Here is a 21,120-nt window from a genome sequence, read left to right as displayed (position 1 = left end):
GCACGTACGCACACAGACCGAGGAGACCCATGCCCACGACGCCCGTGCAGACCCATGTCCAGATCCCTGTCCAGGCCCCTGCGCAGCCCCCCGTCCCGACCCGGAGCCGCGGCCGGGCCGCCCTCCTGCGGGGCCGGATCGGGACCGGATTCTCGCCGGAACCGCACCGGTACCGGCTCTACGTCGCCGCCGACGACTGTCCGAGCTGCCTCGGCGTCACCGCCGCCTTCGCCGACCTGGGCCTGCGGGACACCGTGGCGCTGACCGTCCTGCGGCCCGGCTCCGACCCCGCCGGGCACGAGGCGCTGCGCCGCGCCTACGAGGCCGCCGGGCACGATCACGACGGCACCCTCACCGTCCCCGCGCTCTGCGACGGCTGGAGCGGCCGGGTGGTCTCCAACCACGCTCCCGACATCCTGGAAGACCTGCGCAGGCTGAGCGTGCACCCGGCCTTCCGCCCGGGCCGGTAGACCTCACGAAAAGGCCTTTCGGACCGTTCGTACGGCCTTCGCGCAACGAATCGCCGCCTTCTCCCTCCGATGCGCAACGAATCGATGCGCGGAGCGCAACGGTCACACCTTGTCCCGGTCGAACGCGCGAACGTACCGTTTAGGGACCCCCACCCCTCCTGCCACAGAGGTTCGCCCATGCCCCCGCTGCGCACCGCCCTCCTCCAGAGTTCCGGACGGCTCGGCGACACCGCCGACAACCTGAAGGCGCTCGACGAGGCCGCGGCCCGCGCCGCACAGGCGGGGGCCGGACTCCTCGTGACCTCGGAGATGTTCCTCACCGGCTACGCGCTGGAGATCGAGGACATCGCCCGGCTCGCCGAACCGGCCGACGGCATGTCCGCCCGCGCCATCGGCGAGATCGCCCGCCGCCACGGGCTGGCCGTGCTCTACGGCTACCCCGAGCGCGACGGCGAGGCCGTCTACAACGCGGCGCAGCTCGTCGGCCCCGACGGGGAACGGCTCGCGAACTACCGCAAGACCCACCTCTTCGGCTGCTTCGAGCAGGCGGCCTTCACCCCCGGCGACACCCCGGTGGTCCAGGCGGACCTCGGTGGCCTGCGCGTCGGCGTGATGATCTGCTACGACGTGGAGTTCCCCGAGAACGTCCGGGCGCACGCGCTCGCCGGCACCGACCTCCTCCTGGTGCCGACCGCGCAGATGCACCCGTTCCAGTTCGTCGCCGAACAGCTGGTCCCCGTACGGGCCTTCGAGAACCAGATGTACATCGCGTACGTCAACCGCACCGGCCCGGAAGGCGAGTTCGAGTTCGTCGGACTCAGCTGCCTGGCGAGCCCCGACGGGGTCACCCGGACCAGGGCCGGACGCGGCGAGGAGCTGGTGTTCGGCGAGGCCGACCCCGAGCTGCTGCGCGTCTCGCGCGAGACCAACCCGTACCTGCGCGACCGGCGCCCCGGGCTGTACGCCTCGCTCGTCTGACCGCGGCCCCGCGCCCGCCGTCGCCTCCCCTCCCGCTCGCCCTTCCCCCTGCCCCACCCCGCTAGGAGTCGTACCCCATGACGTCCACGGTGCCCACCACCGCCGTCCCGCACAGCGACGGCGCGCTGCCGATCACGATGTTCGGCCCGGACTTCCCCTACGCGTACGACGACTTCCTGGCCCACCCGGCGGGCCTCGGGCAGATACCGGCGACCGAGCACGGCACCGAGGTCGCCGTCATCGGCGGCGGGCTGTCCGGCATCATCTCCGCCTACGAGCTGATGAAGATGGGCCTCAAGCCCGTCATCTACGAGGCCGACCAGATCGGCGGCCGGCTGCGCACCGTCGGCTTCGAGGGAGCGGGCACCGAGGAACTGACCGCGGAGATGGGCGCCATGCGCTTCCCGCCGTCCTCCACGGCCCTCCAGCACTACATCGACCTCGTCGGCCTGGTCACCGAGCCCTTCCCGAACCCGCTCGCCGAGGCCACCCCCTCGACGGTGGTCGACCTCAAGGGCGAGACCCACTACGCCGAGACCATCGCCGACCTCCCGCAGGTCTACCGCGACGTCTCCGCCGCGTGGAACGCCTGCCTGGACGAGGGCGCCGACTTCTCCGACATGAACACCGCGATGCGCGAGCGGGACGTCCCGCGCATCCGGGAGATCTGGGCGAAGCTCGTCGAGAAGCTCGACGACGAGACCTTCTACGGGTTCCTCTGCAAGTCCGAGGCCTTCAAGTCCTTCCGCAAGCGCGAGATCTTCGGCCAGGTCGGCTTCGGCACGGGCGGCTGGGACACCGACTTCCCGAACTCGATCCTGGAGATCCTGCGCGTCGTCTACACCGAGGCCGACGACCACCACCGCGGCATCGTGGGCGGCTCGCAGCAGCTCCCGCTGCGCATGTGGGACCGCGAGCCCGAGAAGATCGTGCACTGGGCCCAGGGCACCTCCCTGTCCTCCCTGCACGGGGGCACCCCGCGTCCGGCGGTCACCCGCCTGCACCGCACGGCGGGCAACCGCATCACGGTCACGGACGCCTCGGGCGACATCCGCACGTACCGCGCCGCGATCTTCACGGCCCAGTCCTGGATGCTGCTCTCGAAGATCGCGTGCGACGACACGCTCTTCCCGATCGACCACTGGACGGCGATCGAGCGCACCCACTACATGGAGTCCTCGAAGCTCTTCATCCCCGTCGACCGCCCGTTCTGGCTGGACAAGGACGAGGAGACGGGCCGCGACGTCATGTCGATGACCCTCACGGACCGCATGACCCGCGGCACGTACCTCCTCGACAACGGCCCCGACAAGCCGGCCGTCATCTGCCTCTCCTACACCTGGTGCGACGACAGCCTGAAGTGGCTGCCGCTGTCCGCGAACGAGCGGATGGAGGTCATGCTGAAGTCCCTCGGCGAGATCTACCCGAAGGTCGACATCCGCCGCCACATCATCGGCAACCCGGTGACCGTGTCCTGGGAGAACGAGCCCTACTTCATGGGCGCGTTCAAGGCCAACCTGCCGGGCCACTACCGCTACCAGCGCCGCCTGTTCACCCACTTCATGCAGGACCGCCTCCCCGAGGACAAGCGCGGCATCTTCCTCGCGGGCGACGACATCTCCTGGACGGCGGGCTGGGCGGAGGGCGCCGTCCAGACGGCCCTCAACGCCGTCTGGGGCGTCATGCACCACCTCGGCGGCTCCACGGACTCCACCAACCCCGGCCCGGGCGACGTCTACGACGAGATAGCCCCGGTCGAACTCCCGGAGGACTGACCCCCCAGGCCCTCCGGACCCGTGACCGCGGGCCGCCCCCGTGCGCGGGGGCGGCCCGTTCTCATGCTCGGGGCGGGTACGGCCGCTCCCACTCCGCGTCCCCGCGCCAGACGGCCCCCCAGCGCGCCGCGCAGGCGATCCGGCGGTGGAGGTCGTAGACCGGGTCCGGGGCCGAAGGGCCCCGCTCCACCCCGCAGTGCGTGCACAGCGCGTACACGCGGTGGCCGTCGCTCCAGTTCATGACGGAGCGGGCGGCCTCGCACACGGCGCAGCCCTCACCCGTGTACTCCCGGGCCCGCAGGATCCGGGGCATCACCTCGGCCAGCGGGCCCAGCGGATGGAACTCCAGGTTCGGACACGACACCCAGGGCCGTGGTTCGGGCGGGTGCGGCAGGCGTACCCCGGCCCGCTTCTGGATCCGCCGGGCCGCCTGCCAGGCGCGGATGCCCGGTACCCACACCTCACGGGCGGCCTGGAGCTCTTCCACCGCCCGCACCAGCGAATCGGGGTCCCGGGCCGGGTCGCGGGGGATGCCCGCACTGCCCCGCAGGTGGTGGAAGGTCGCGCGGAGCCCGTACGGGGCGAACTGGGTCAGGCAGGTGCGCAGGGCCGACATCCGCCGGTGGACCGGCAGCGTGGCGTCGTGCACGCGGAGCCGGTGCGTGGCGAAGCTGGTCATCGGCCGAGCCTAGGCGCGCGTGCTCACGGCACGCACCGGGATATCAGCCCGTAGGGGTCAGCAGGCAGCGGCCGACCAGGCCGACGCCCGCGTCGAGGGACTCGGTGAATTCCTCCGCCAGGTCGGGGGAGCGCCGCAGCGACCAGAGCAGACGGGCCGACGCCCAGGCCCCCGCGCGGGCCCGCTCCAGGCTCCAGGCGCCGAGCAGATGCGTCAGCGGGTCCGCGACCTCCAGCAGGTCCGGGCCCGGCATCAGGTCCTCCCGAATGTGCTCCTCCAGGGAGACCAGGGTGTCGCCGACCCGGTCGAAGTCCGCTTCGAGCGCGGCCGGTTCGCAGTCGAGCGAGCGGCAGGTGGCGACCACGGCCAGCGCCAGGTCGTGGCCGATGTGCGCGTTGATCCCGGCCAGTGCGTGCTGGAGCGGCCGGATCCCGGGGTGGCGGCGGTACTGGAGCAGCGGCCGCCAGCACGCCGGCGCCCGCTCCGCCTCCACCGCCGTCAGGTAGCGCTCGGCGAAGCGGACGCTGAGCGCCTCCGCCCTGCGCGGCGAGGGGAACGCGCCCTGGGTGATCCCCTCGTGCAGGGTCTGCGTCACCGTGAGGTACACCCGGTTGAAGACGGCGACGCCGTCCCGCTCGGGGAGCCGCTCGTCCAGGGCGCGCATCCGCGCCAGCACCGCTTCCATGGGGACCATGGGACGCAGCGTCGCAGCCGCGGGCCGGGATCAGGGGAACTTGGCCGTGAGCGTCGCCGGTTCGGGCGAAACTCCGTCAACCCCGCTTGTCCCCGGGCTCCCCGGCAGGGCTCCCGTCCGCCTCGTCGTACGCCGACGTGCCCGCGTACAGCAGCGGTTCCTGCTGCTTCAGGTGCGGCGGAGCGAAGTACCGCAGCGCGTGGTAGCCGGTGATCACGACGATCGTGCCGAGCGCGATCCCGCCCAGCTCGAAGCTGTCGGTGATGTTCAGCTCGACCCCGCCGACGCCGATGATGATGCCCGCCGCGGCCGGCACCAGGTTCAGCGGATTGCGCAGGTCCACCCGGCCGTTGATCCAGATCTGCGCGCCGAGCAGGCCGATCATGCCGTAGAGGATCACGGTGATCCCGCCCAGCACCCCGCCGGGGATCGCGGCGACGACCGCGCCGAACTTGGGGCACAGGCCGAAGAGGAGGGCGAACCCGGCCGCCGCCCAGTAGGCCGCCGTGGAGTAGACGCGGGTGGCCGCCATGACGCCGATGTTCTCGGAGTACGTGGTGTTCGGCGGGCCGCCCACGGCCGTGGACAGCATCGACGCGGCGCCGTCGGCCGCGATGGCCGTGCCGAGCTTGTCGTCGAGGGAGTCGCCGGTCATCTCGCCGACGGCCTTGATGTGTCCGGCGTTCTCGGCGATCAGCGCGATGACCACGGGCAGGGCGATCAGGATCGCCGACCACTCGAAGGCCGGCGCGTGGAAGGTCGGCAGCCCGACCCAGTCGGCCTTGGCGACGCCCGACAGGTCGAGCCGCCAGTGGTCCACAGCCTCGGGGCCGCCGACCGTCGAGTGGATCTTGCCGAAGACGAGGTCGAGGATCCAGGAGAGGCCGTACCCGAAGACCAGGCCGAGGAAGATCGCGATCCGCGACCAGAACCCCCGCAGGCAGACCACGGCCAGCCCGGTGAAGGCCATGGTCAGCAGGGCCGTCCACTGGTCCTGCGGCCAGTACGTGGACGCGGTCACGGGCGCCAGGTTGAAACCGATCAGCATCACGACCGCGCCCGTCACCACCGGCGGCATCGCCGCGTGGATGATCCGGGCCCCGAAGCGCTGGACCGCCAGCCCCGCCAGGAACAGGGCCGCGCCGACCACGAAGACCGCGCCCGTGACGACCGCGCTGTCCCCGCCGCTCGCCCGGATCGCCGCCGCGACCCCCACGAAGGAGAGCGAGCAGCCCAGGTACGAGGGGACCCGGCCGCGGGTCGCCAGCAGGAAGATGACGGTGGCGACACCGGACATCATGATGGCGAGGTTCGGGTCCAGCCCCATCAGGACCGGCGCCACGAAGCTGGCTCCGAACATGGCCACGACGTGCTGGGCGCCCAGCCCGGCGGTCCGCGGCCACGACAGCCGCTCGTCCGGCCGCACCACCGCGCCGGGGGCGGGGGTCCGCCCGTCTCCGTGCAGGGTCCAGCGCACGCCGAGGCCCATGTTCCACCGCATTTCGTTCGTTCTTCGGCCATTCGCCGGGAGCGCGGTCACGCTACGAGGCCGCCGGTGACCAGGCGCCATATTACGGCCGGATAGGTGCAGGTTCGTCCTGGTTGACGGCCGGGACCTCCGCCGCCACCGGCCGCTGCCGCAGTACGGTCGCCCCCACGATCAGTGCGAACGACAGCAGCGTGACCAGCCCGAACGACACCACCAGCGAGGTCGCGTCGGCCACCGCTCCGATCGCCGACGGGGCGATCAGCCCCGAGGTGTACGTGATCGTCGCGACACCGGCGATGGCCTGCGCCGGGGCGGGACCGCTGCGCGCGGCCGCCGCGAAGGCCAGCGGGACCACCACGGCGATGCCGAGCCCGATCAGCCCGAAGCCGGTCAGGGCCGCGGCCGGCTCGTGGACCGTGACCACGAGCAGCCCGCCCGCCGTGGCCAGCGCGCCGCCCGCGCGGACGGTGCGTACGGCCCCGAACCGGTCCACGACCTTGTCCCCGACCAGCCGGGCGAGGGCCATCGTCAGCGCGAAGGCGGTGGTCGAGGCGGCGGCGAGACCGGCGTCGGTGTGCAGCACGTCCCGCAGGTACACCGCGGACCAGTCCAGGCTCGCGCCCTCCGCGAAGACCGCGCAGAAACCGATCGCGCCGATGAACAGCGCGGACTTCGGAGGCAGCGCGAAGTGCGGCGGCGCCTCCTCCCCGCCGGTGTCCGTCCGCAGGTCCAGGACGCCCCGTACGGCGATCAGTCCGGCCAGCGTCAGGGTGAGCGCGGCGATCAGGTGGTGCAGACGGGCATCGGCGCCGGCGTGCGCGGCGACCGTGCCGGCGGCCGAGCCGATCAGGGCGCCCACGCTCCACATGCCGTGCAGCGAGGACATGATCGAGCGCTTCAGCCGGTTCTCGGTCTCCACGCCCAGCGCGTTCATCGCCACGTCCGACATGCCGGCGGTGGCTCCGTAGACGAAGAGCACGAAGCAGAGCGTCCACAGGTTCGGGGCGAGGCTCGGGAGCACGAGGGCGAGCGTCCACAGGCTCAGCAGCATCCGCAGGGCGGTGCGCGCGCCGAAGCGGTGGTTGATGCGGCCGGCCAGCGGCATGGTGAGCGCCGCGCCGAGCGCGGGGAAGGCGAGGGCCAGGCCCAGGGTGCCCGCGCTGAGCTGCGCGTGCTCCTGGATCCAGGGGATGCGGGTCGCGAAGGATCCGGTGACCGCGCCGTGTGCGCAGAAGACGCCGGCGATGGCGAAGCGGGCATGGCGCAGTCGCGCCGGGCTGAGGTCGGTTTCCCCGGTCATGACCCGTAAACTATCAGGTACCCTGCCTGATAGTTAGACCCCGGAACTCCTAGGATGGGCTCCGTGACTCCTGCCAAGGCCCTGACCGCCACCGCCCGCGCCGCGTCCCCCGCTCCGTCCCCCGCCTCGCCGAGCACGGCCAGGGCCATCAACGACCGGCTCGCCCTCCAGCTCCTCCAGGAGGAGGGCCCCCTGACGGCGCCCCAGCTCAAGGAGCTGACCGGCCTGTCCCGGCCCTCCGTGGCCGACCTGGTGGAACGGCTCACCGGAGCCGGACTGATCGAGGTCGTCGGGGAATCCGGCGAACAGCGGCGGGGACCCAACGCCAAGCTCTACGGGATCGTCGCGCGGCGGGCCTACCTCGCCGCGCTCGACGTACGGACGGGCGGCGCCACCGCGGTCGTCGCCGACCTCCTCGGGCGGCCACTGGCCGAGGCGGACCTGCCGGTGGGCGCCGTGGACGACATGGTGGACCGGCTGGAGGCGCTCGCCGCGGAGGCGGGCGCCGACCGGCTCCACACGGTGGTGATCGGAGCGCCGGGGCTGGTGGCCCCGGGCACCGGGGAGCTCCGGGACACCGCGGGCCTGCCCGCCTGGCACCGGGACCTGGTGGCGGCGGTGCAGCGGCGGCTGCCGGCGGTGGTCGTGGTGGAGAACGAGACCAACCTGGCGGCCCTGGCCGAACAGCGCGTCGGAGCCGCCCGGGACCTGGACTCCTTCGTGCTGCTGTGGCTCGGCGAAGGGGTCGGCGCCGCCGTGGTCCTGGACGGGCGGCTGCGCCGGGGCGCCTCCGGCGGAGCGGGGGAGATCGGCTTCCTGCCGGTGCCCGGGACGGGAGGCCTTCCGTCGGCCGCGAACTGCGACGGCGGCTTCCACCAACTCGCCGGGCGGACCGGGGTGACCGCCCTCGCCGCGGCCCACGGCTACGACGGGCCGGTCGAGGAGGCCGTCGCGGGCGCCGCCGGACCGGAGTTCCTCGACGCCCTGGCCGACCGGCTGGCCCTGGGGGCGGCGGCCGTCGCGGCGATCCTGGACCCCGGCTGCGTCGTGCTCGGCGGGGAGCTCGGCCGCGCCGGCGGACCCGCCCTGGCGGCCCGGGTCGCCCGCCGCCTCACCGCCCTGAGCCCGGTCCCGACCGAGGTCCGCGCGGGCGCACTCGGCGATACGGCGGTGCTCACGGGCGCCCGCCTCGCCGCCCGCGAGTCGGCGCAGTCCGTCCTCTTCACGGCCTGACCCCCGCGCCCGGTCCGTGTTCCGGACCGTCCGGGGAACGCGAGGACCCGGTGGCCGCCGGGCCACCGGGTCCTCACGTTCCTTCACCTACGCGGTCACCTGTGCGGTCACCGGGCGGGGGTCAGCAGGGGGGTCAGCAGGCGCCCTGGTCCTTCCAGACGCCCCACTCGCCCGTGGTGCCGGGCGTTTCGTTCTGCGTCCACCACTGGGCCTTCCAGTTGCGGCCCTGGTGCGAGACGACGTTGCCGCTGTTGTAGACCGTGCCCGCCACGTACGCGGGGTTGGTGCACGTGCCGCCCGGAGGGGTCGTGGGCGGCGTGGTCGGGGGAGTCGTCGGCGGGGTGGTGGGCGGCGTGGTCGGCGGGGTCGTGGGCGGAGTGGTGCTACCCGGCTGGACCACCGTGGTGCCGCGCGCCAGGTCACCGGCGAGGGCGTACGTCGTGCCGGAGATGTTCACCGTCCAGTTGGAGGGCGTGGACACCGGCAGGTAGTAGTTGAAGGCCAGGTCGACCGAGGCGCCCGGGGCGAGCGTCTGCCACGCCGGGAGCTTCAGCGAGACCCGGTGGAAGTCGCCCTTCAGACCGCCGACGTTGCTGCCGGTGTGGTCGCTCTTGATCACCTTGGTGCCGAAGCCCGACTGGTCGGAGGCGTTGGCCGGAGCCGCCGTCGAGTAGTCGAACTGGAACTCCGTGCCGCCCGGGAGCGTCGCGTTCGTGTTGTTGGTGATCTTGAGCTTCGGGGTGATCGGGTAGTTGGAGTCGCCGAGCTTGAACTCGTTGAACTCGGTCTTGATGTCCACGGCCTGCGTGGGCAGTGCGGTGTTGGACTTCTTGGCGCCGTACGGGGAGGCCGCCTTGAACTTGTCGTACATCACGGAGGTCAGCGTGTCGCCGATCTCGTACTGGCCCTTCGCGGCGTTCCAGGAGTAGTCGCCGGCCATCTCCCAGACCATGGTGCCGCCGATGCCGCGGTCGACCACGTACTGGGCCTTGGCCGCCACCGACTGCTCGTCCTCAGTGGAGAGGAAGACCTTCTTCTGCGCGTTCCACAGCCACGGGGCGACCAGGTTCGCGTCGTACTTGCGGACGTAGGTGCCGGTCAGCGTGGTGTTCGCCGGGAAGCCGTACTTGGTGACGTAGTCGCCGACGATCCCCTTCTCGAGGTTCTTGGCGTGCCACATCGGGTTGGAGCCGGCCGGGGACTCGGCCCCGTTGGTGTCCTTGTCGTGCCACAGGTTGTCGATGCCGACCGCGCCGTCACCGCACTTGGTCAGACCCGCGCCGGCCGGGCAGGTGGTCGCGGCCGCCTTGCCCCACAGGCCGTCGGTGCCGCCCTGGACGTTCTTGAAGCCGCGGGTGTAGTAGGGCAGGCCGATGTTGATGCGGCCCGCCGGCATGGAGCCGCGGAAGTAGTGGTAGGCCCAGTCGGTGTTGAGGTAGCCGATGCCGCCGTACTGGGAGCTGCCGTAGACGTTGGCGGCCGCCAGCTCGGCGTCCTTGCCGTCGTCGAAGAGCGAGGCGTTGGGGCCGACGTACTCGTTCCAGGCGCCGTGCAGGTCGTAGGACATGATGTTGACGTAGTCCAGGTACTTCTGCATCTGGAAGGTCTCCATGCCCCGCAGCAGGTAGCCGGAGGAGGGGGCGGCGACGGTCAGCAGGTAGTGCTTGCCGTCGGCGGCGCCGGCCCGGTCGAGCTTCTCGCGCAGGGACTTCATCAGGGCGTCGTAGCCCTGGACCAGCCCGGCCCGGCGGGCGTTGGACAGCTGCCAGTCCAGCGGGTTGCCCGCGTCCTTCATGGTGGTCGGGTATTCGTAGTCGATGTCGACGCCGTTGAACCCGTACTTGCGGATGAACTCGACCGAGGAGTCCGCGAAGGTGTTGATGCCGGCCTGGTTGACCGAGCCGTCGGCGTTGGTGGCCATCGAGTAGAAGCCGCCCGACGCGACGCGGTTGCCGTCGTCGCCGAAGTAGCCGCCGGTCTCCGCCCAGCCGCCGACCGAGATCAGCGTCTTGACGTTCGGGTTCTGCTTCTTGAATTTGTTCAGAAGATTGAAATTGCCCTTGTAGGGGAGGGCGGGGTCCATCTCGGCGCCGGCGACGCCCGGCCAGGTCATCCCGGTGGCGGAGTTGTTCGCGTTGTCCGCGCCGACCGAGATCTTGTTGTTGCCGTCGACGTGGGCGAAGGCGTAGTTCAGGTGGGTGACCTTGGACCACGGGATGTTGCCGGGCAGGTAGGCGGGGGTGCCGTCCTTGCCCGTGCGCCAGCCCGTGAAGTAGCCGATGACGCGGCGCTGGTGGTCGGCGCCCATCTTCTCGCGGCCCTCGGTGTCGTAGACCGAGCAGTACGGGACGTCCACGCCCGCGGTCTTGTACAGACCGTCGGGGCGACAGGACTCGTTGTCGGCGGCGTGCGAGACGCCCGCCGAGAGCCCCGCGACCAGAAGCCCGGCGATTGCGGCGCCGGACGTCAGGAGCATGGCCCTCGTCTTGGTGGGGGACAGCATTGTGCCTCCTGGGGAGGGGAGGATGGCAGGACACAACAGGCTGAGACGTGGTGCGTGTTGGCCCGTGACGTGCGCACATCTGACGGGCTGTCTCCCGGGGAAGATGAAGGGAACGTTAAGAGGACTAGACCAACCCGTCAATAGGTCTGGACCAAAGTGCGCGATCGGCAAGGTTCGGTGCGGGTTCCGTCAAGCGCCCGTCAAGCGCCGCTCAAGGTCCGGCGTGGATCCGGTGCGAGTCCGGCGCGGATCCGTCAGGGGGTCCGGCGGGGGGTCCGACAGGGGGGTCCGACACGGGATCCGACAGGGGGTCCGTGAGGGAGAGAATCGGCCGAATGGGTCCATCGGTGCACCCGGGAATGACCGAATGTGTGACCCAGGCCACATTGACTCACCCGCATGGCCGCCGATCACCCGTGGCACACTGGCTTCAGTACCAGTAGCAGCGCACTCCGGGGTCGGTGTAATTCCGAACCGGCGGTTATAGTCCGCGACCCGTCCGCAGCCAGCGGCCGGTTGACCAGGTGAAATTCCTGGACCGACGGTTAAAGTCCGGATGGGAGGCAGTGCGCGGCGGGCCAGTCACCGGTACGCCGCCGTCGGCGGTCCACCGGCACATCCCTCGGGGCGTGCCGTCGAACGGACCGCGTTTCCGGCCTCGGCGTCCCCGCGTGTGCTACCCGCTTCATCTGTCGTATCCCGACAGGCCCCGGAGTCCGTGCCCGATGAGGCAGGAGGACCCGGTGGCGACACACGCCGCGCACGCAGCACCCGACGCGGGCACCCGCGCCATGCGCCGAGCCATCGAGCTCGCCGCCCGCGGACTCGGCTCCACCAGCCCCAACCCCGTCGTCGGCTGCGTCATCACCGACGCCTCCGGCGCCGTCGTGGGCGAAGGCTGGCACGAGCGGGCCGGCGGCCCGCACGCCGAGATCCACGCCCTGCACGCGGCCGGCGCGGCGGCCCGCGGCGGCACCGCCTACGTCACCCTCGAACCCTGCAACCACACCGGTCGTACGGGGCCCTGCGCGCAGGCCCTCGTCGCCGCCGGGATCGCCCGCGTGGTCTACGCGGTCTCCGACCCGAACCCGCAGGCCAGCGGCGGCGGCGCCACCCTGCGCGCCGCCGGGGTCGACACCGCCGCCGGACTGCTCGCCGAGGAGGCCGAGGCGGGCAACGCCGCCTGGCTGACCTCCGTACGCCTGGGCCGCCCGTACATCCTGTGGAAGTACGCCGCGACCCTCGACGGCCGCATCGCGGCCGCCGACGGCACCAGCCGCTGGATCAGCTCGCCCGAGTCCCGCGCCGACGTCCACCGGCTGCGCGCCGAGTCCGACGCCGTCGTCGTGGGCTCCGGCACCCTGCGCGCCGACGACCCGCACCTCGCGGTCCGGGGGATCGACGGTTTCACCGCCGCCGACCAGCCCCTGCGCGTGGTCCTGGACACCCACGCCACCATCCGGCCCACCGCCCGGGTGCTGGACGAGGCCGCTCCCACCCTGATCGTCGTCGCCGAGGATGCCGACACCCGCCACCTCGCCGGAGTGGAGCTGGCCCGGCTCCCGTACGACAAGTACGGGATCTCCGTGGACGCCCTGCTGCGCGAGCTGTTCGGGCGCGGCATCCGCTCCGTCCTCCTCGAAGGCGGCCCCACCCTGGCCGGCGCCTTCGTCGCCGCCGGGGCCGTCGACAAGGTCGTCGGCTACCTGGCCCCCGTCCTCCTCGGCGCGGGCCCGCTCGCCCTCGCCGACGCCGGCATCGGCACCCTCGCCGACGCGCTCCGGCTCCGGATCACCGAAACCGTCCGCATCGGCACGGACATCCGCGTCACCGCCGTCCCCGCGTCGGCCCCCTCCGCCCCCACTGCCCTCAAGGAGCACTGAGTGTTCACCGGAATCGTCGAAGAACTGGGCGAGGTCGTCGCCGTCGAGGAGCTCGCCGAAGCCTCCCGCTTCCGCCTGCGCGGCCCGGTCGTCACCGAGGACGCCAAGCACGGGGACTCCATCGCCGTGAACGGCGTCTGCCTGACGGTCGTGGAGACCGGTGACGGCGAGTTCACCGCCGACGTCATGCAGGAGACCTTCAACCGTTCCAGCCTCGGCGCCCTCACCCAGGGCTCCCGGGTCAACCTGGAGCGCCCGATGGCGCTCGGCGGGCGCCTCGGCGGCCACCTGGTCCAGGGGCACGTGGACGGAACCGGCACGATCCTCGACCGGACCCCCTCCGAGCACTGGGAGATCGTCAAGGTCGCCCTCCCGGAGAACCTCTCCCGCTACGTGGTCGAGAAGGGCTCCATCACGGTCGACGGCGTCAGCCTCACCGTGGTCGAGGCCGCCGCCGACTGGTTCACCATCAGCCTCATCCCCACCACCCTCGCGCTGACCACCCTGGGCATCAAGAAGCCCGGCGACCCGGTCAACCTCGAGGTCGACGTCCTGGCGAAGTACGTGGAGCGGCTGCTCGGCGCGAACGGCGGACAGGGGGAGACGGCACGATGAGCGCCCTGAACTGGCTGAACTCGGAGGCGTTCACCGCCTTCGACCAGCACATCAAGTGGTCCGACATGATCGGCAACACGATCGGTCTCATCGCCCTCGCCCTCGGCTGGCGGCGCTCCATATGGACCTGGCCCGCCCAGTTCCTCTCCGGCGTGATCCTCTTCGTGGCCTTCGCCGCCGGCCACCTGTCCGGCAGCGCCGGCAAGCAGGTCGTCGTCATGCTCGTCGCCGCGTGGGGCTACGCCCAGTGGAACCGGGGCCGGCAGCAGGCCCAGGACGGCGGGCTCGCCGTCCGCTTCGCCACCTGGCGCGAACGCGGTGTCCTGGTGGCCGCGGCCGCCGTCGGCACCGTCGCCGTCGCCCTCCTCTTCACCGCCTACCCGGCCCTGTCCTGGGACCCCTGGCCCGACGCCTACATCTTCGTCGGCACGATCGTCGCCATGTACGCCCAGTCGCGCGGCATGGTCGAGTTCTGGTTCGCCTGGCTCCTGGTCGACCTGGTCGGCGTGCCCCTGAACTTCGCCAACGGCTACGCGTTCTCCGGTTTCGTCTACGTCATCTACGGCGCGCTCGTCCTGTGGGGCATGCGCGACTGGTGGCTCCGCTCGCGCACCAACCCCGCCCCGGCTCTGGAAGGAGCAACGGCATGACCTCCCCGAACCCCGTCCTGAAGCCCGTGCCCGGCGTCGAGCTCGAAGAGACCTTCCGGCTCGACCCCGTGGAGCAGGCCATCCGCGACATCGCGGCCGGCCGTCCGGTGGTCGTCGTCGACGACGAGGACCGCGAGAACGAGGGCGACCTCGTCATCGCGGCCGAGAAGGCTACCCCCGAGATCATCGCGTTCATGATGAGCGAGTGCCGCGGCCTGATCTGCGCCCCGCTGGAGGGCGACGAGCTGGAGCGGCTCGAACTGCCCCAGATGGTCCAGCACAACACCGAGTCGATGCAGACCGCCTTCACCGTCTCCGTCGACGCGAGCGGCGCCCACGGCGTCACCACCGGCATCTCGGCCGCCGACCGCGCCACCACCCTGCGCCTCCTGGCCGACGGGGTCTCGGGCCCCGGCGACTTCGTCCGCCCCGGGCACGTCTTCCCGCTGCGCGCCAAGCCCGGCGGCGTCCTGGTCCGCAACGGCCACACCGAGGCCGCCGTCGACCTCGCCCGCCTCGCGGGCCTGCGCCCGGCCGGCGCCATCGTGGAGATCGCCGGCGAGGACGGCGTCATGCTGCGGCTGCCCGAGCTGATCCCGTTCGCCCGCAAGCACGGACTGACGATCATCTCCATCGAGGACCTGATCGCCTACCGCCGCTCCGCCGAGCCGACCGTGCGCCGCGAGGCCCAGGTCAGCCTGCCGACCTCCTTCGGCCACTTCACCGCGTACGGGTTCCGCTCCACCGTCGACGGCGTCGAGCACGTCGCCCTCGTCCACGGCGAGATCGGCGACGGCGAGGACGTCCTGGTCCGCATGCACTCCGAATGCCTGACCGGGGACATCTTCCAGTCGCAGCGCTGCGACTGCGGCCCCCAGCTGCACACCGCCATGGAGCGGGTCCAGGCCGCCGGCCGCGGAGTCATCGTCTACCTGCGCGGCCACGAGGGCCGAGGCATCGGGCTGCTGTCCAAGCTGCGCGCGTACGAACTCCAGGAGCGCGGCCGCGACACCCTCGACGCCAACCTGGAACTGGGCCTGCCGGCCGACGCCCGCGACTACGGGGCGGGCGCGCAGATGCTCGCCGACCTCGGCGTCCACAGCGTCCGGCTGCTGACCAACAACCCCGAGAAGTCGGCGGCCCTCATCAGCCACGGCATCAAGGTTTCCGACCGGGAGCCGATGCCCATGGAAGCGGGCGAGCACAACCTGCGCTACCTGCGCACCAAGCGGGACCGGATGGGCCACGACCTGCCCTGGCTGGACGGGGCCCCGCCCGCGTCCGCCTGCGGCAACCAGTAACACCAACCCGAGCACCACCCAGAGCACCACCCACGCGGTAACACCACACGAATCGCAACGAGGAGCAGAGCTGTGAGCGGCAAGGGCGCACCCGAACTGAGCGTGAAGAACTGCGGAGACCTGCGCGTCGCCGTCATCGCGGCCCAGTGGCACGAGAAGGTCATGGACGGCCTGGTGGACGGCGCCCTGCGGGCCCTGCACGAGCTGGGGATCGACGAGCCCACCCTGCTGAGGGTCCCGGGCAGCTTCGAGCTCCCGGTCGTGGCGAAGGTACTGGCCGGTCGCGGTTACGATGCCATCGTCGCCCTCGGCGTGGTCATCCGCGGCGGCACCCCGCACTTCGACTACGTCTGCCAGGGCGTCACCCAGGGCCTGGTACAGGTGTCGATCGACACCGGAGTCCCCGTCGGCTTCGGCGTACTGACCTGCGACAACGACGAGCAGGCGCTGGACCGCGCCGGGCTCGAGGGGTCGAACGAGGACAAGGGGCACGAAGCGGTCACCGCCGCCGTCTCCACCGCCATGACCCTGCGGACCGTCAGCGAACCCTGGCGCCAGTAGGCAGCCGCGGACCCCGTATTCTGAGGACCATCATGGCGAACAAAACCCCCAAGAGCTTCGAAGAGCTCTTCACCGAGCTCCAGCTCAAGGCCAACGGTGACCCGAGCACCTCCCGTACCGCCGAGCTGGTCGGCAAGGGTGTCCATGCCATCGGCAAGAAGGTCGTCGAGGAGGCCGCCGAAGTCTGGATGGCCGCCGAGTACGAGGGCAAGGAAGCCGCCGCCGAGGAGATCTCCCAGCTGCTCTACCACGTCCAGGTGATGATGGTGGCGCGCGGGATCACCCTCGAAGACGTCTACGCGCACCTCTAGGCCGGAGCAGTTCCCAGGCCGCGCGGGCCCCGGCACATCCTGCCGGGGCGTCCGCGCGTCCGTACCCGTACCAGCACACCCTTTCGCACCTACGCACCAAAGGAAGCCCCATGCTGCGCATCGCCGTCCCCAACAAGGGTTCACTCTCCGGACCGGCGTCGGCGATGCTCCATGAGGCCGGCTACCGGATGCGCAAGGAGTCCAAGGAGCTCGTGGTCGTCGACCCCGAGAACGAGGTGGAGTTCTTCTACCTCCGCCCCAAGGACATCGCGATCTACGTGTCCTCCGGCAAGCTCGACATCGGCATCACCGGCCGCGACCTGCTGCTCGACTCCGGCGCCAGCGCCGAGGAGATCCTGCCGCTGAACTTCGGCCGCTCCACCTTCCGCTACGCCACCATCCCCGGCACCGCGAAGGGCCCCGAGGACTTCCACGGGATGACCATCGCGACCTCGTACGAGGGAATCGTCGCGAAGCACCTCGCCGACCAGGGCATCGAGGCCTCCGTCGTCCACCTCGACGGCGCGGTCGAGACCGCCATCCAGCTCGGCGTCGCCCAGATCATCGCCGACGTCGTCGAGACCGGCACCAGCCTGCGCAACGCCGGACTGGAGGTCATCGGCGAGCCGATCATGACCTCCGAGGCCGTCGTCATCCGCGGCAACGGCACCGACCCGGAGGACCCGCGGGCCCAGCAGTTCCTGCGCCGCCTCCAGGGCGTCCTGGTCGCCCGCAGCTACGTGATGATGGACTACGACTGCCGCGCCGAGCACCTGGAGCGCGCCGTCGCCCTCACCCCGGGCCTGGAGTCGCCGACCGTCTCCCCGCTGCACAACGAGGGCTGGGTCGCCGTCCGCGCCATGGTCCCCGCCAAGGAGGCCCAGCGGATCATGGACGACCTGTACGAGCTGGGCGCGCGCGCGATCCTCACCACCTCGATCCACGCCTGCCGCCTCTGACGGGTCCGCCGGCGCTCCGCCGCGCACACCCGCCTCCATCCGGCACCACCCGAAGGCACCTGACGAACATGGCCGACGCCACCGCCCAGCCCGCACCGCCCGCCCTGCCGGTCACCTTCCGGCCGACCCGCACCCGGGCCGTCCTGCTGGGCGTGGGCGCCGCCATGTTCGTGACGATCACCGCGATCGCGCTGATCCTCGAGACCCTGCACCCCGGTGAGCGGATCGCCTTCGTCTTCACCGCGGCCCTGCTCTCCTCCGTCCTCGTCCTGCTCAGCCGCCCCAAGGTGGTCGCCGACGAGGCCGGGGTCACGGTCGTCAACCTCACCACCACCCGCCGCCTGGAGTGGGCGCAGATCCTGCGCGTCAACCTCCGCCCCGGCGACGCCTGGGTGTTCCTCGACCTGAGCGACGGCACCAGCCTGCCCGCCCTCGGCATCCAGCCGGGGGTCGCCAAGGCCCAGGCGATCGCCGACGCGCGCACCCTGCGCGCCCTGGCCGAAGCCCGTGGAACCGGCTCGAAGAACGACTGAGCCCGGCCCACCTAACGCTGCGTCCCATTGCGGCGGCGGTCCCAATGACTAACCTGGTGGGCGGGGCGCGCACCTGCGTGCCCTCCCACACGCCCCGGGACCCCGTGGCCCGTGGGCACCATCGACCTGAGGAGTGACTCCCTCCAGCAATGGACGGATCGTCCGGTAGTACACGCGCCGCCCTCCCCCCGGAGGCGGCGGCATGACCATCCCGCTACTCCTGCTCGTGGCGGCATTCGCCCTGATCCTCGCCAACGGTTTCTTCGTGGCGGCCGAATTCGGCCTCGTCACCGTCGAGAGACCCGAGGCCGAACGCGCCGCGGCCGAGGGCGACCGCCGTGCACGCACGGTCGTCGCAGCCCTGCGGGAGCTGTCCTTCCAGCTCTCCGGCACCCAGCTCGGCATCACCATCACCTCCCTCGTGGTCGGCATGCTCGCCGAGCCCGCCCTCGCCGCCCTGCTGGCCGGGCCGCTCGAAGCGACCGGCCTCCCCAAGGGCGCCGTACCCGGCGTGGCCGTCGTCATCGGCATGCTGCTCGCCTCCGCCGTCCAGATGGTCGTCGGCGAGCTCGTCCCGAAGAACTGGGCCGTCTCCCGGCCGCTCCAGGTGGCCCGCTTCGTGGCCGGCCCGCAGCACGTCTTCTCCCGGGTCTTCCGGCCCGTCATCGCGGGCCTCAACGCCGTCGCCAACCGGCTCGTCCGGGCGCTCGGCGTGGAGCCCACCGAGGAGATGGCCTCCGCCCGGACCCCCGGCGAACTGGTCTCCCTGGTCCGCCATTCGGCCCAGGCCGGCGCCCTGGAACAGGACACCGCCGACCTCTTCGTACGGACCATCTCGCTGGGCGAGCTCACGGCGCAGCTGGTCATGACCCCCCGGGTCAAGGTCAGCGCCCTCCAGCACACGGCCACCGCGGCCGACGTGCTGAACCTGACCCGCGCCACGGGCCTGTCCCGCTTCCCCGTCTACCGCGAGCGCATCGACGAGATCACCGGGGTCGTCCACCTCAAGGACGCCCTCGCCGTGCCCGAAGCCGAGCGCGCCCGCACCAGCGTCAGCGGGATCTGCGTGGCCCCGCTGCTGGTGCCCGGCTCCCTGCCGGTGCAGCCGCTGCTGGAACGGCTGCGCAGCGAACAGCCCATGGCCGTGGTCGTCGACGAGTACGGCGGCACCGCCGGCGTCGTCACCCTGGAGGACATCGTGGAGGAGCTCGTCGGCGAAGTCCGCGACGAGCACGACCTCGCGGAGGACGGCAGCCCCGAACTGGCCGCCGTGCCCGCCGAGGACGGCCGCCCCTCCTGGGAGGCCGACGGGAGCTGCCGCGTGCAGACCCTGCGCCGCATAGGCCTGGAGGTCCCCGAAGGCCCGTACGAGACCGTCGCCGGACTCGTCGCCGACCTGCTCGGCCGCATCCCTGCCCCCGGGGACCGCGCCGAACTACCCGGCTGGAAGCTCTCCGTGCGCCAGGTCCGCCGCTACCGCGCGGAGCGGGTCCGCCTCGTGCGCACCGCTCCCGACGGGCTCGGCCCCGACCGGCTCGGTTCGGTACCCGCCCCTGCAGAGCTGGCGCAGGTGGGTGGCCGGTGAACGCGCTCCAACTGCTGTTCGCCCTGCTCCTCGTCCTGGCCAACGGCTTCTTCGTCGGCGCCGAGTTCGCGCTCGTCTCCGTACGCCGCAGCCAGATCGAACCCCTGGCCGCCGGCTCCAAGCGGGCCCGCCAGGTGCTCCACGGCCTGGAGAACCTGCCGCGCATGATGGCCGCCGCGCAGTTCGGCATCACCATGTGCTCGCTCACCCTCGGCGCCGTGGCCGAACCCACCGTGGCCCGGCTCCTGGAGCCCGTCTTCCACGCCGCCCACGTGCCCGAGGGCCTGATCCACCCGCTGGGCTACGCGGTGGCCCTCACCGCGGTGATCTTCCTGCACCTGGTCATCGGCGAGATGGTCCCCAAGAACCTCGCCATGGCCGCCCCCGAGAGGACGGCCCTGTGGTTCAGCCCGGGCCTGGTCGCCTTCGCCCGGGTCTGCGGACCGGTCACCACGGCGCTGGGCGCCTGCGCCACGCTGATCCTGCGGCTCTTCAAGGTGGAGCCCAAGGACGAGGTCGAGGCCGTCTACACCTCGGCCCAGCTCGGCCGCCTGCTCAAGGACTCCCGGCAGGCCGGTCTGCTGGAGCCGGTGGAACAGGAGCGCCTGGAGGACGCGCTGGAGCTGGGCAGCCGCCCGGTCACCGACGTCCTCCTCGCCCCGGACCGGCTGGTCACGGTCGGCCCGGCCGTCACCCCGCGCCAGATCGAGCAGCTGACGGTCCGCACCGGGTACTCCCGGTTCCCCGTCCGCGCCGAGAGCGGTGCCTTCATGGGCTACCTGCACGTGAAGGACGTACTGGACCTGGAGGACCGGGAACGGGCCGTGCCCCAGCGGGTCTGGCGCCGCATGACCACGGTCTGCTCCACGCTCCCGCTGGACGACGCCCTGACGGTGATGCGCCGCGACGCGACGCACCTGGCGCAGGTCGCCGACCCCTCGGGCCGGGTCCTGGGCCTGGTCGCCATGGAGGACGTACTGGAAACGCTGGTCGGCGAGGTCCGCGACCCGGCCCACCGCATGGCGCCGCAGGCTCGCAGGCCCGAACTCCGCTCGGAGGGTGCGCTCACCGGCTGACGCCCGCCGCCGGACCCCTCGCGCGAGGGGTCCGGCAACGGCGTCGGGCCGCCATACTCGTGAGGAGGCGGCGGGAGGGGGCGTTCATGCGATCCGGTGAACACGACGACGGGGAGCCGGAGTTCCGGGCCATGGCCCGCGAGGTGCTGGACCTGCTGCGGGAGGACCCCGACGCACCCTCCCCGGTGGTGCGCCGGCTGCGCGAGGTGATCCTCGACGGGCTGCCGGCCGAACGGGTCGGCGCCGTCGCGGCCTTCGACCGCGAACCCTGCGCACCGGCCGCGGCCCTCGCACTCGCATCGGTCCTGAGCGAACGCGCGGCGGCGGAACCGGAGTTCGCGGACCGGGTCCGGGCGCTGCTGCAAGGCAGGCTGGGCGACGGCGGGGCGGACGAGCAGTGGGCCGAGCAGTACGGCGGACGGCCCCTCTGGGGCGGCTGGTTCCTCATCGCCGCGGTCATCGCCCTCATGGTCCTCAACGCCTTCGCGGCCTGCTCCGGCCCGCCGCCGGACATGCCGTAGGCCG

20 protein-coding genes and 1 riboswitch are annotated in these 21,120 nt (G+C 71.9%); of the genes, 15 read left to right on the top strand and 5 right to left on the bottom strand.

From position 1 onward, the window contains the following. The first annotated feature begins 29 nt into the window (after positions 1 to 29). The 3 genes from OG435_RS09890 (at position 30) to OG435_RS09880 (ending at position 3,223) form a co-directional block, all read left to right on the top strand. Positions 30 to 470, top strand: a complete 441-nt coding sequence (locus OG435_RS09890; RefSeq protein WP_266876448.1) for a hypothetical protein — start codon at positions 30 to 32, stop codon at positions 468 to 470. Positions 471 to 647: 177 nt separating this feature from the next. Further along, positions 648 to 1,448 carry a carbon-nitrogen hydrolase family protein gene (locus OG435_RS09885; RefSeq protein ID WP_266876447.1) on the top strand — a complete coding sequence of 267 codons (801 nt, stop codon included), beginning with the start codon at positions 648 to 650 and terminating at the stop codon, positions 1,446 to 1,448. Positions 1,449 to 1,525: 77 nt separating this feature from the next. Beyond that, complete coding sequence (locus OG435_RS09880) at positions 1,526 to 3,223, top strand: flavin monoamine oxidase family protein (protein ID WP_266876446.1); 1,698 nt, start codon at positions 1,526 to 1,528, stop codon at positions 3,221 to 3,223. 61 nt (positions 3,224 to 3,284) lie between these two features. Here OG435_RS09880 and OG435_RS09875 read toward each other — a convergent pair whose 3' ends face one another. The 4 genes from OG435_RS09875 to OG435_RS09860 form a co-directional block, all read right to left on the bottom strand. Then, the gene (locus OG435_RS09875) at positions 3,285 to 3,902 is read right to left on the bottom strand and encodes a hypothetical protein (protein WP_266876445.1); all 618 of its coding nucleotides are present in this window, start codon (positions 3,900 to 3,902) and stop codon (positions 3,285 to 3,287) included. A 43-nt stretch (positions 3,903 to 3,945) separates the two neighbouring features. Next, entirely contained in the window at positions 3,946 to 4,596 is a 651-nt protein-coding gene (locus OG435_RS09870; RefSeq protein WP_266876444.1) for a DUF5995 family protein, read from the bottom strand. A 76-nt stretch (positions 4,597 to 4,672) separates the two neighbouring features. Then, a complete protein-coding gene (locus tag OG435_RS09865; RefSeq protein ID WP_266881599.1) occupies positions 4,673 to 6,085 on the bottom strand; it encodes a uracil-xanthine permease family protein in 1,413 nt (470 codons plus the stop codon). An 82-nt stretch (positions 6,086 to 6,167) separates the two neighbouring features. Next, a complete protein-coding gene (locus OG435_RS09860) occupies positions 6,168 to 7,385 on the bottom strand; it encodes an MFS transporter (protein ID WP_266876443.1) in 1,218 nt (405 codons plus the stop codon). 54 nt (positions 7,386 to 7,439) lie between these two features. Between OG435_RS09860 and OG435_RS09855 the strand changes: the two genes are divergently transcribed. Next, on the top strand, positions 7,440 to 8,618 hold the full coding sequence (locus tag OG435_RS09855) for an ROK family transcriptional regulator (RefSeq protein ID WP_266876442.1): 1,179 nt from the start codon (positions 7,440 to 7,442) through the stop codon (positions 8,616 to 8,618). Between the two features lie 133 nt (positions 8,619 to 8,751). On the opposite strand, the gene OG435_RS09850 is transcribed toward OG435_RS09855, so the two are convergent. Next, positions 8,752 to 11,121 (bottom strand): chitinase C-terminal domain-containing protein, encoded by a 2,370-nt coding sequence (locus tag OG435_RS09850; RefSeq protein WP_266876441.1) that lies wholly within the window; start codon positions 11,119 to 11,121, stop codon positions 8,752 to 8,754. Positions 11,122 to 11,564: 443 nt separating this feature from the next. Then, positions 11,565 to 11,695: riboswitch (FMN riboswitch) on the top strand. A 151-nt stretch (positions 11,696 to 11,846) separates the two neighbouring features. Between OG435_RS09850 and ribD the strand changes: the two genes are divergently transcribed. The 11 genes from ribD (at position 11,847) to OG435_RS09795 (ending at position 21,116) form a co-directional block, all read left to right on the top strand. Further along, a complete protein-coding gene (gene ribD / locus OG435_RS09845) occupies positions 11,847 to 13,004 on the top strand; it encodes a bifunctional diaminohydroxyphosphoribosylaminopyrimidine deaminase/5-amino-6-(5-phosphoribosylamino)uracil reductase RibD (RefSeq protein ID WP_430625603.1) in 1,158 nt (385 codons plus the stop codon). Next, on the top strand, positions 13,005 to 13,619 hold the full coding sequence (locus tag OG435_RS09840) for a riboflavin synthase (RefSeq protein WP_266876440.1): 615 nt from the start codon (positions 13,005 to 13,007) through the stop codon (positions 13,617 to 13,619). Further along, positions 13,616 to 14,269 (top strand): nicotinamide mononucleotide transporter family protein, encoded by a 654-nt coding sequence (locus OG435_RS09835; protein WP_266876439.1) that lies wholly within the window; start codon positions 13,616 to 13,618, stop codon positions 14,267 to 14,269. The genes OG435_RS09840 and OG435_RS09835 overlap by 4 nt, the downstream gene beginning before the upstream one ends. Continuing rightward, complete coding sequence (locus tag OG435_RS09830; RefSeq protein ID WP_266876438.1) at positions 14,266 to 15,570, top strand: bifunctional 3,4-dihydroxy-2-butanone-4-phosphate synthase/GTP cyclohydrolase II; 1,305 nt, start codon at positions 14,266 to 14,268, stop codon at positions 15,568 to 15,570. Before OG435_RS09835 ends, OG435_RS09830 begins: the two co-directional genes overlap by 4 nt. A 72-nt stretch (positions 15,571 to 15,642) precedes the next feature. After that, positions 15,643 to 16,131 (top strand): 6,7-dimethyl-8-ribityllumazine synthase, encoded by a 489-nt coding sequence (ribH, locus tag OG435_RS09825; RefSeq protein ID WP_150520523.1) that lies wholly within the window; start codon positions 15,643 to 15,645, stop codon positions 16,129 to 16,131. Between the two features lie 32 nt (positions 16,132 to 16,163). Next, positions 16,164 to 16,442, top strand: coding sequence for a phosphoribosyl-ATP diphosphatase (locus OG435_RS09820; protein ID WP_266876437.1), 279 nt, complete (start codon positions 16,164 to 16,166; stop codon positions 16,440 to 16,442). A 110-nt stretch (positions 16,443 to 16,552) separates the two neighbouring features. Further along, positions 16,553 to 17,401, top strand: coding sequence for an ATP phosphoribosyltransferase (hisG, locus tag OG435_RS09815; RefSeq protein ID WP_266876436.1), 849 nt, complete (start codon positions 16,553 to 16,555; stop codon positions 17,399 to 17,401). A 68-nt stretch (positions 17,402 to 17,469) separates the two neighbouring features. Then, positions 17,470 to 17,934 (top strand): PH domain-containing protein, encoded by a 465-nt coding sequence (locus OG435_RS09810; protein ID WP_266876435.1) that lies wholly within the window; start codon positions 17,470 to 17,472, stop codon positions 17,932 to 17,934. A gap of 202 nt (positions 17,935 to 18,136) precedes the next feature. Further along, a complete protein-coding gene (locus tag OG435_RS09805) occupies positions 18,137 to 19,519 on the top strand; it encodes a hemolysin family protein (protein ID WP_266876434.1) in 1,383 nt (460 codons plus the stop codon). Continuing rightward, entirely contained in the window at positions 19,516 to 20,595 is a 1,080-nt protein-coding gene (locus OG435_RS09800) for a hemolysin family protein (protein WP_266876433.1), read from the top strand. The genes OG435_RS09805 and OG435_RS09800 overlap by 4 nt, the downstream gene beginning before the upstream one ends. A gap of 86 nt (positions 20,596 to 20,681) precedes the next feature. Next, a complete protein-coding gene (locus tag OG435_RS09795; protein WP_266876432.1) occupies positions 20,682 to 21,116 on the top strand; it encodes a hypothetical protein in 435 nt (144 codons plus the stop codon). The last annotated feature ends 4 nt before the right edge of the window (positions 21,117 to 21,120 follow it).

The organism is Streptomyces sp. NBC_01264, from assembly GCF_026340675.1.
Classification (GTDB): Bacteria; Actinomycetota; Actinomycetes; order Streptomycetales; family Streptomycetaceae; genus Streptomyces.
Note: the sequence above shows the minus strand (reverse complement) of the source record. Positions and strands in the feature narration are given on the sequence as shown.

Coding starts and splice junctions, on each gene's coding strand:
- OG435_RS09890 (WP_266876448.1), top strand. CDS start 30: ATGCCCACGACGCCCGTGCAGACCCATGTCCAGATCCCTGTCCAGGCC.
- OG435_RS09885 (WP_266876447.1), top strand. CDS start 648: ATGCCCCCGCTGCGCACCGCCCTCCTCCAGAGTTCCGGACGGCTCGGC.
- OG435_RS09880 (WP_266876446.1), top strand. CDS start 1,526: ATGACGTCCACGGTGCCCACCACCGCCGTCCCGCACAGCGACGGCGCG.
- OG435_RS09875 (WP_266876445.1), bottom strand. CDS start 3,902: ATGACCAGCTTCGCCACGCACCGGCTCCGCGTGCACGACGCCACGCTG.
- OG435_RS09870 (WP_266876444.1), bottom strand. CDS start 4,596: ATGGTCCCCATGGAAGCGGTGCTGGCGCGGATGCGCGCCCTGGACGAG.
- OG435_RS09865 (WP_266881599.1), bottom strand. CDS start 6,085: ATGGGCCTCGGCGTGCGCTGGACCCTGCACGGAGACGGGCGGACCCCC.
- OG435_RS09860 (WP_266876443.1), bottom strand. CDS start 7,385: ATGACCGGGGAAACCGACCTCAGCCCGGCGCGACTGCGCCATGCCCGC.
- OG435_RS09855 (WP_266876442.1), top strand. CDS start 7,440: ATGGGCTCCGTGACTCCTGCCAAGGCCCTGACCGCCACCGCCCGCGCC.
- OG435_RS09850 (WP_266876441.1), bottom strand. CDS start 11,121: ATGCTGTCCCCCACCAAGACGAGGGCCATGCTCCTGACGTCCGGCGCC.
- ribD (WP_430625603.1), top strand. CDS start 11,847: ATGAGGCAGGAGGACCCGGTGGCGACACACGCCGCGCACGCAGCACCC.
- OG435_RS09835 (WP_266876439.1), top strand. CDS start 13,616: ATGAGCGCCCTGAACTGGCTGAACTCGGAGGCGTTCACCGCCTTCGAC.
- OG435_RS09830 (WP_266876438.1), top strand. CDS start 14,266: ATGACCTCCCCGAACCCCGTCCTGAAGCCCGTGCCCGGCGTCGAGCTC.
- OG435_RS09820 (WP_266876437.1), top strand. CDS start 16,164: ATGGCGAACAAAACCCCCAAGAGCTTCGAAGAGCTCTTCACCGAGCTC.
- hisG (WP_266876436.1), top strand. CDS start 16,553: ATGCTGCGCATCGCCGTCCCCAACAAGGGTTCACTCTCCGGACCGGCG.
- OG435_RS09810 (WP_266876435.1), top strand. CDS start 17,470: ATGGCCGACGCCACCGCCCAGCCCGCACCGCCCGCCCTGCCGGTCACC.
- OG435_RS09805 (WP_266876434.1), top strand. CDS start 18,137: ATGACCATCCCGCTACTCCTGCTCGTGGCGGCATTCGCCCTGATCCTC.
- OG435_RS09795 (WP_266876432.1), top strand. CDS start 20,682: ATGCGATCCGGTGAACACGACGACGGGGAGCCGGAGTTCCGGGCCATG.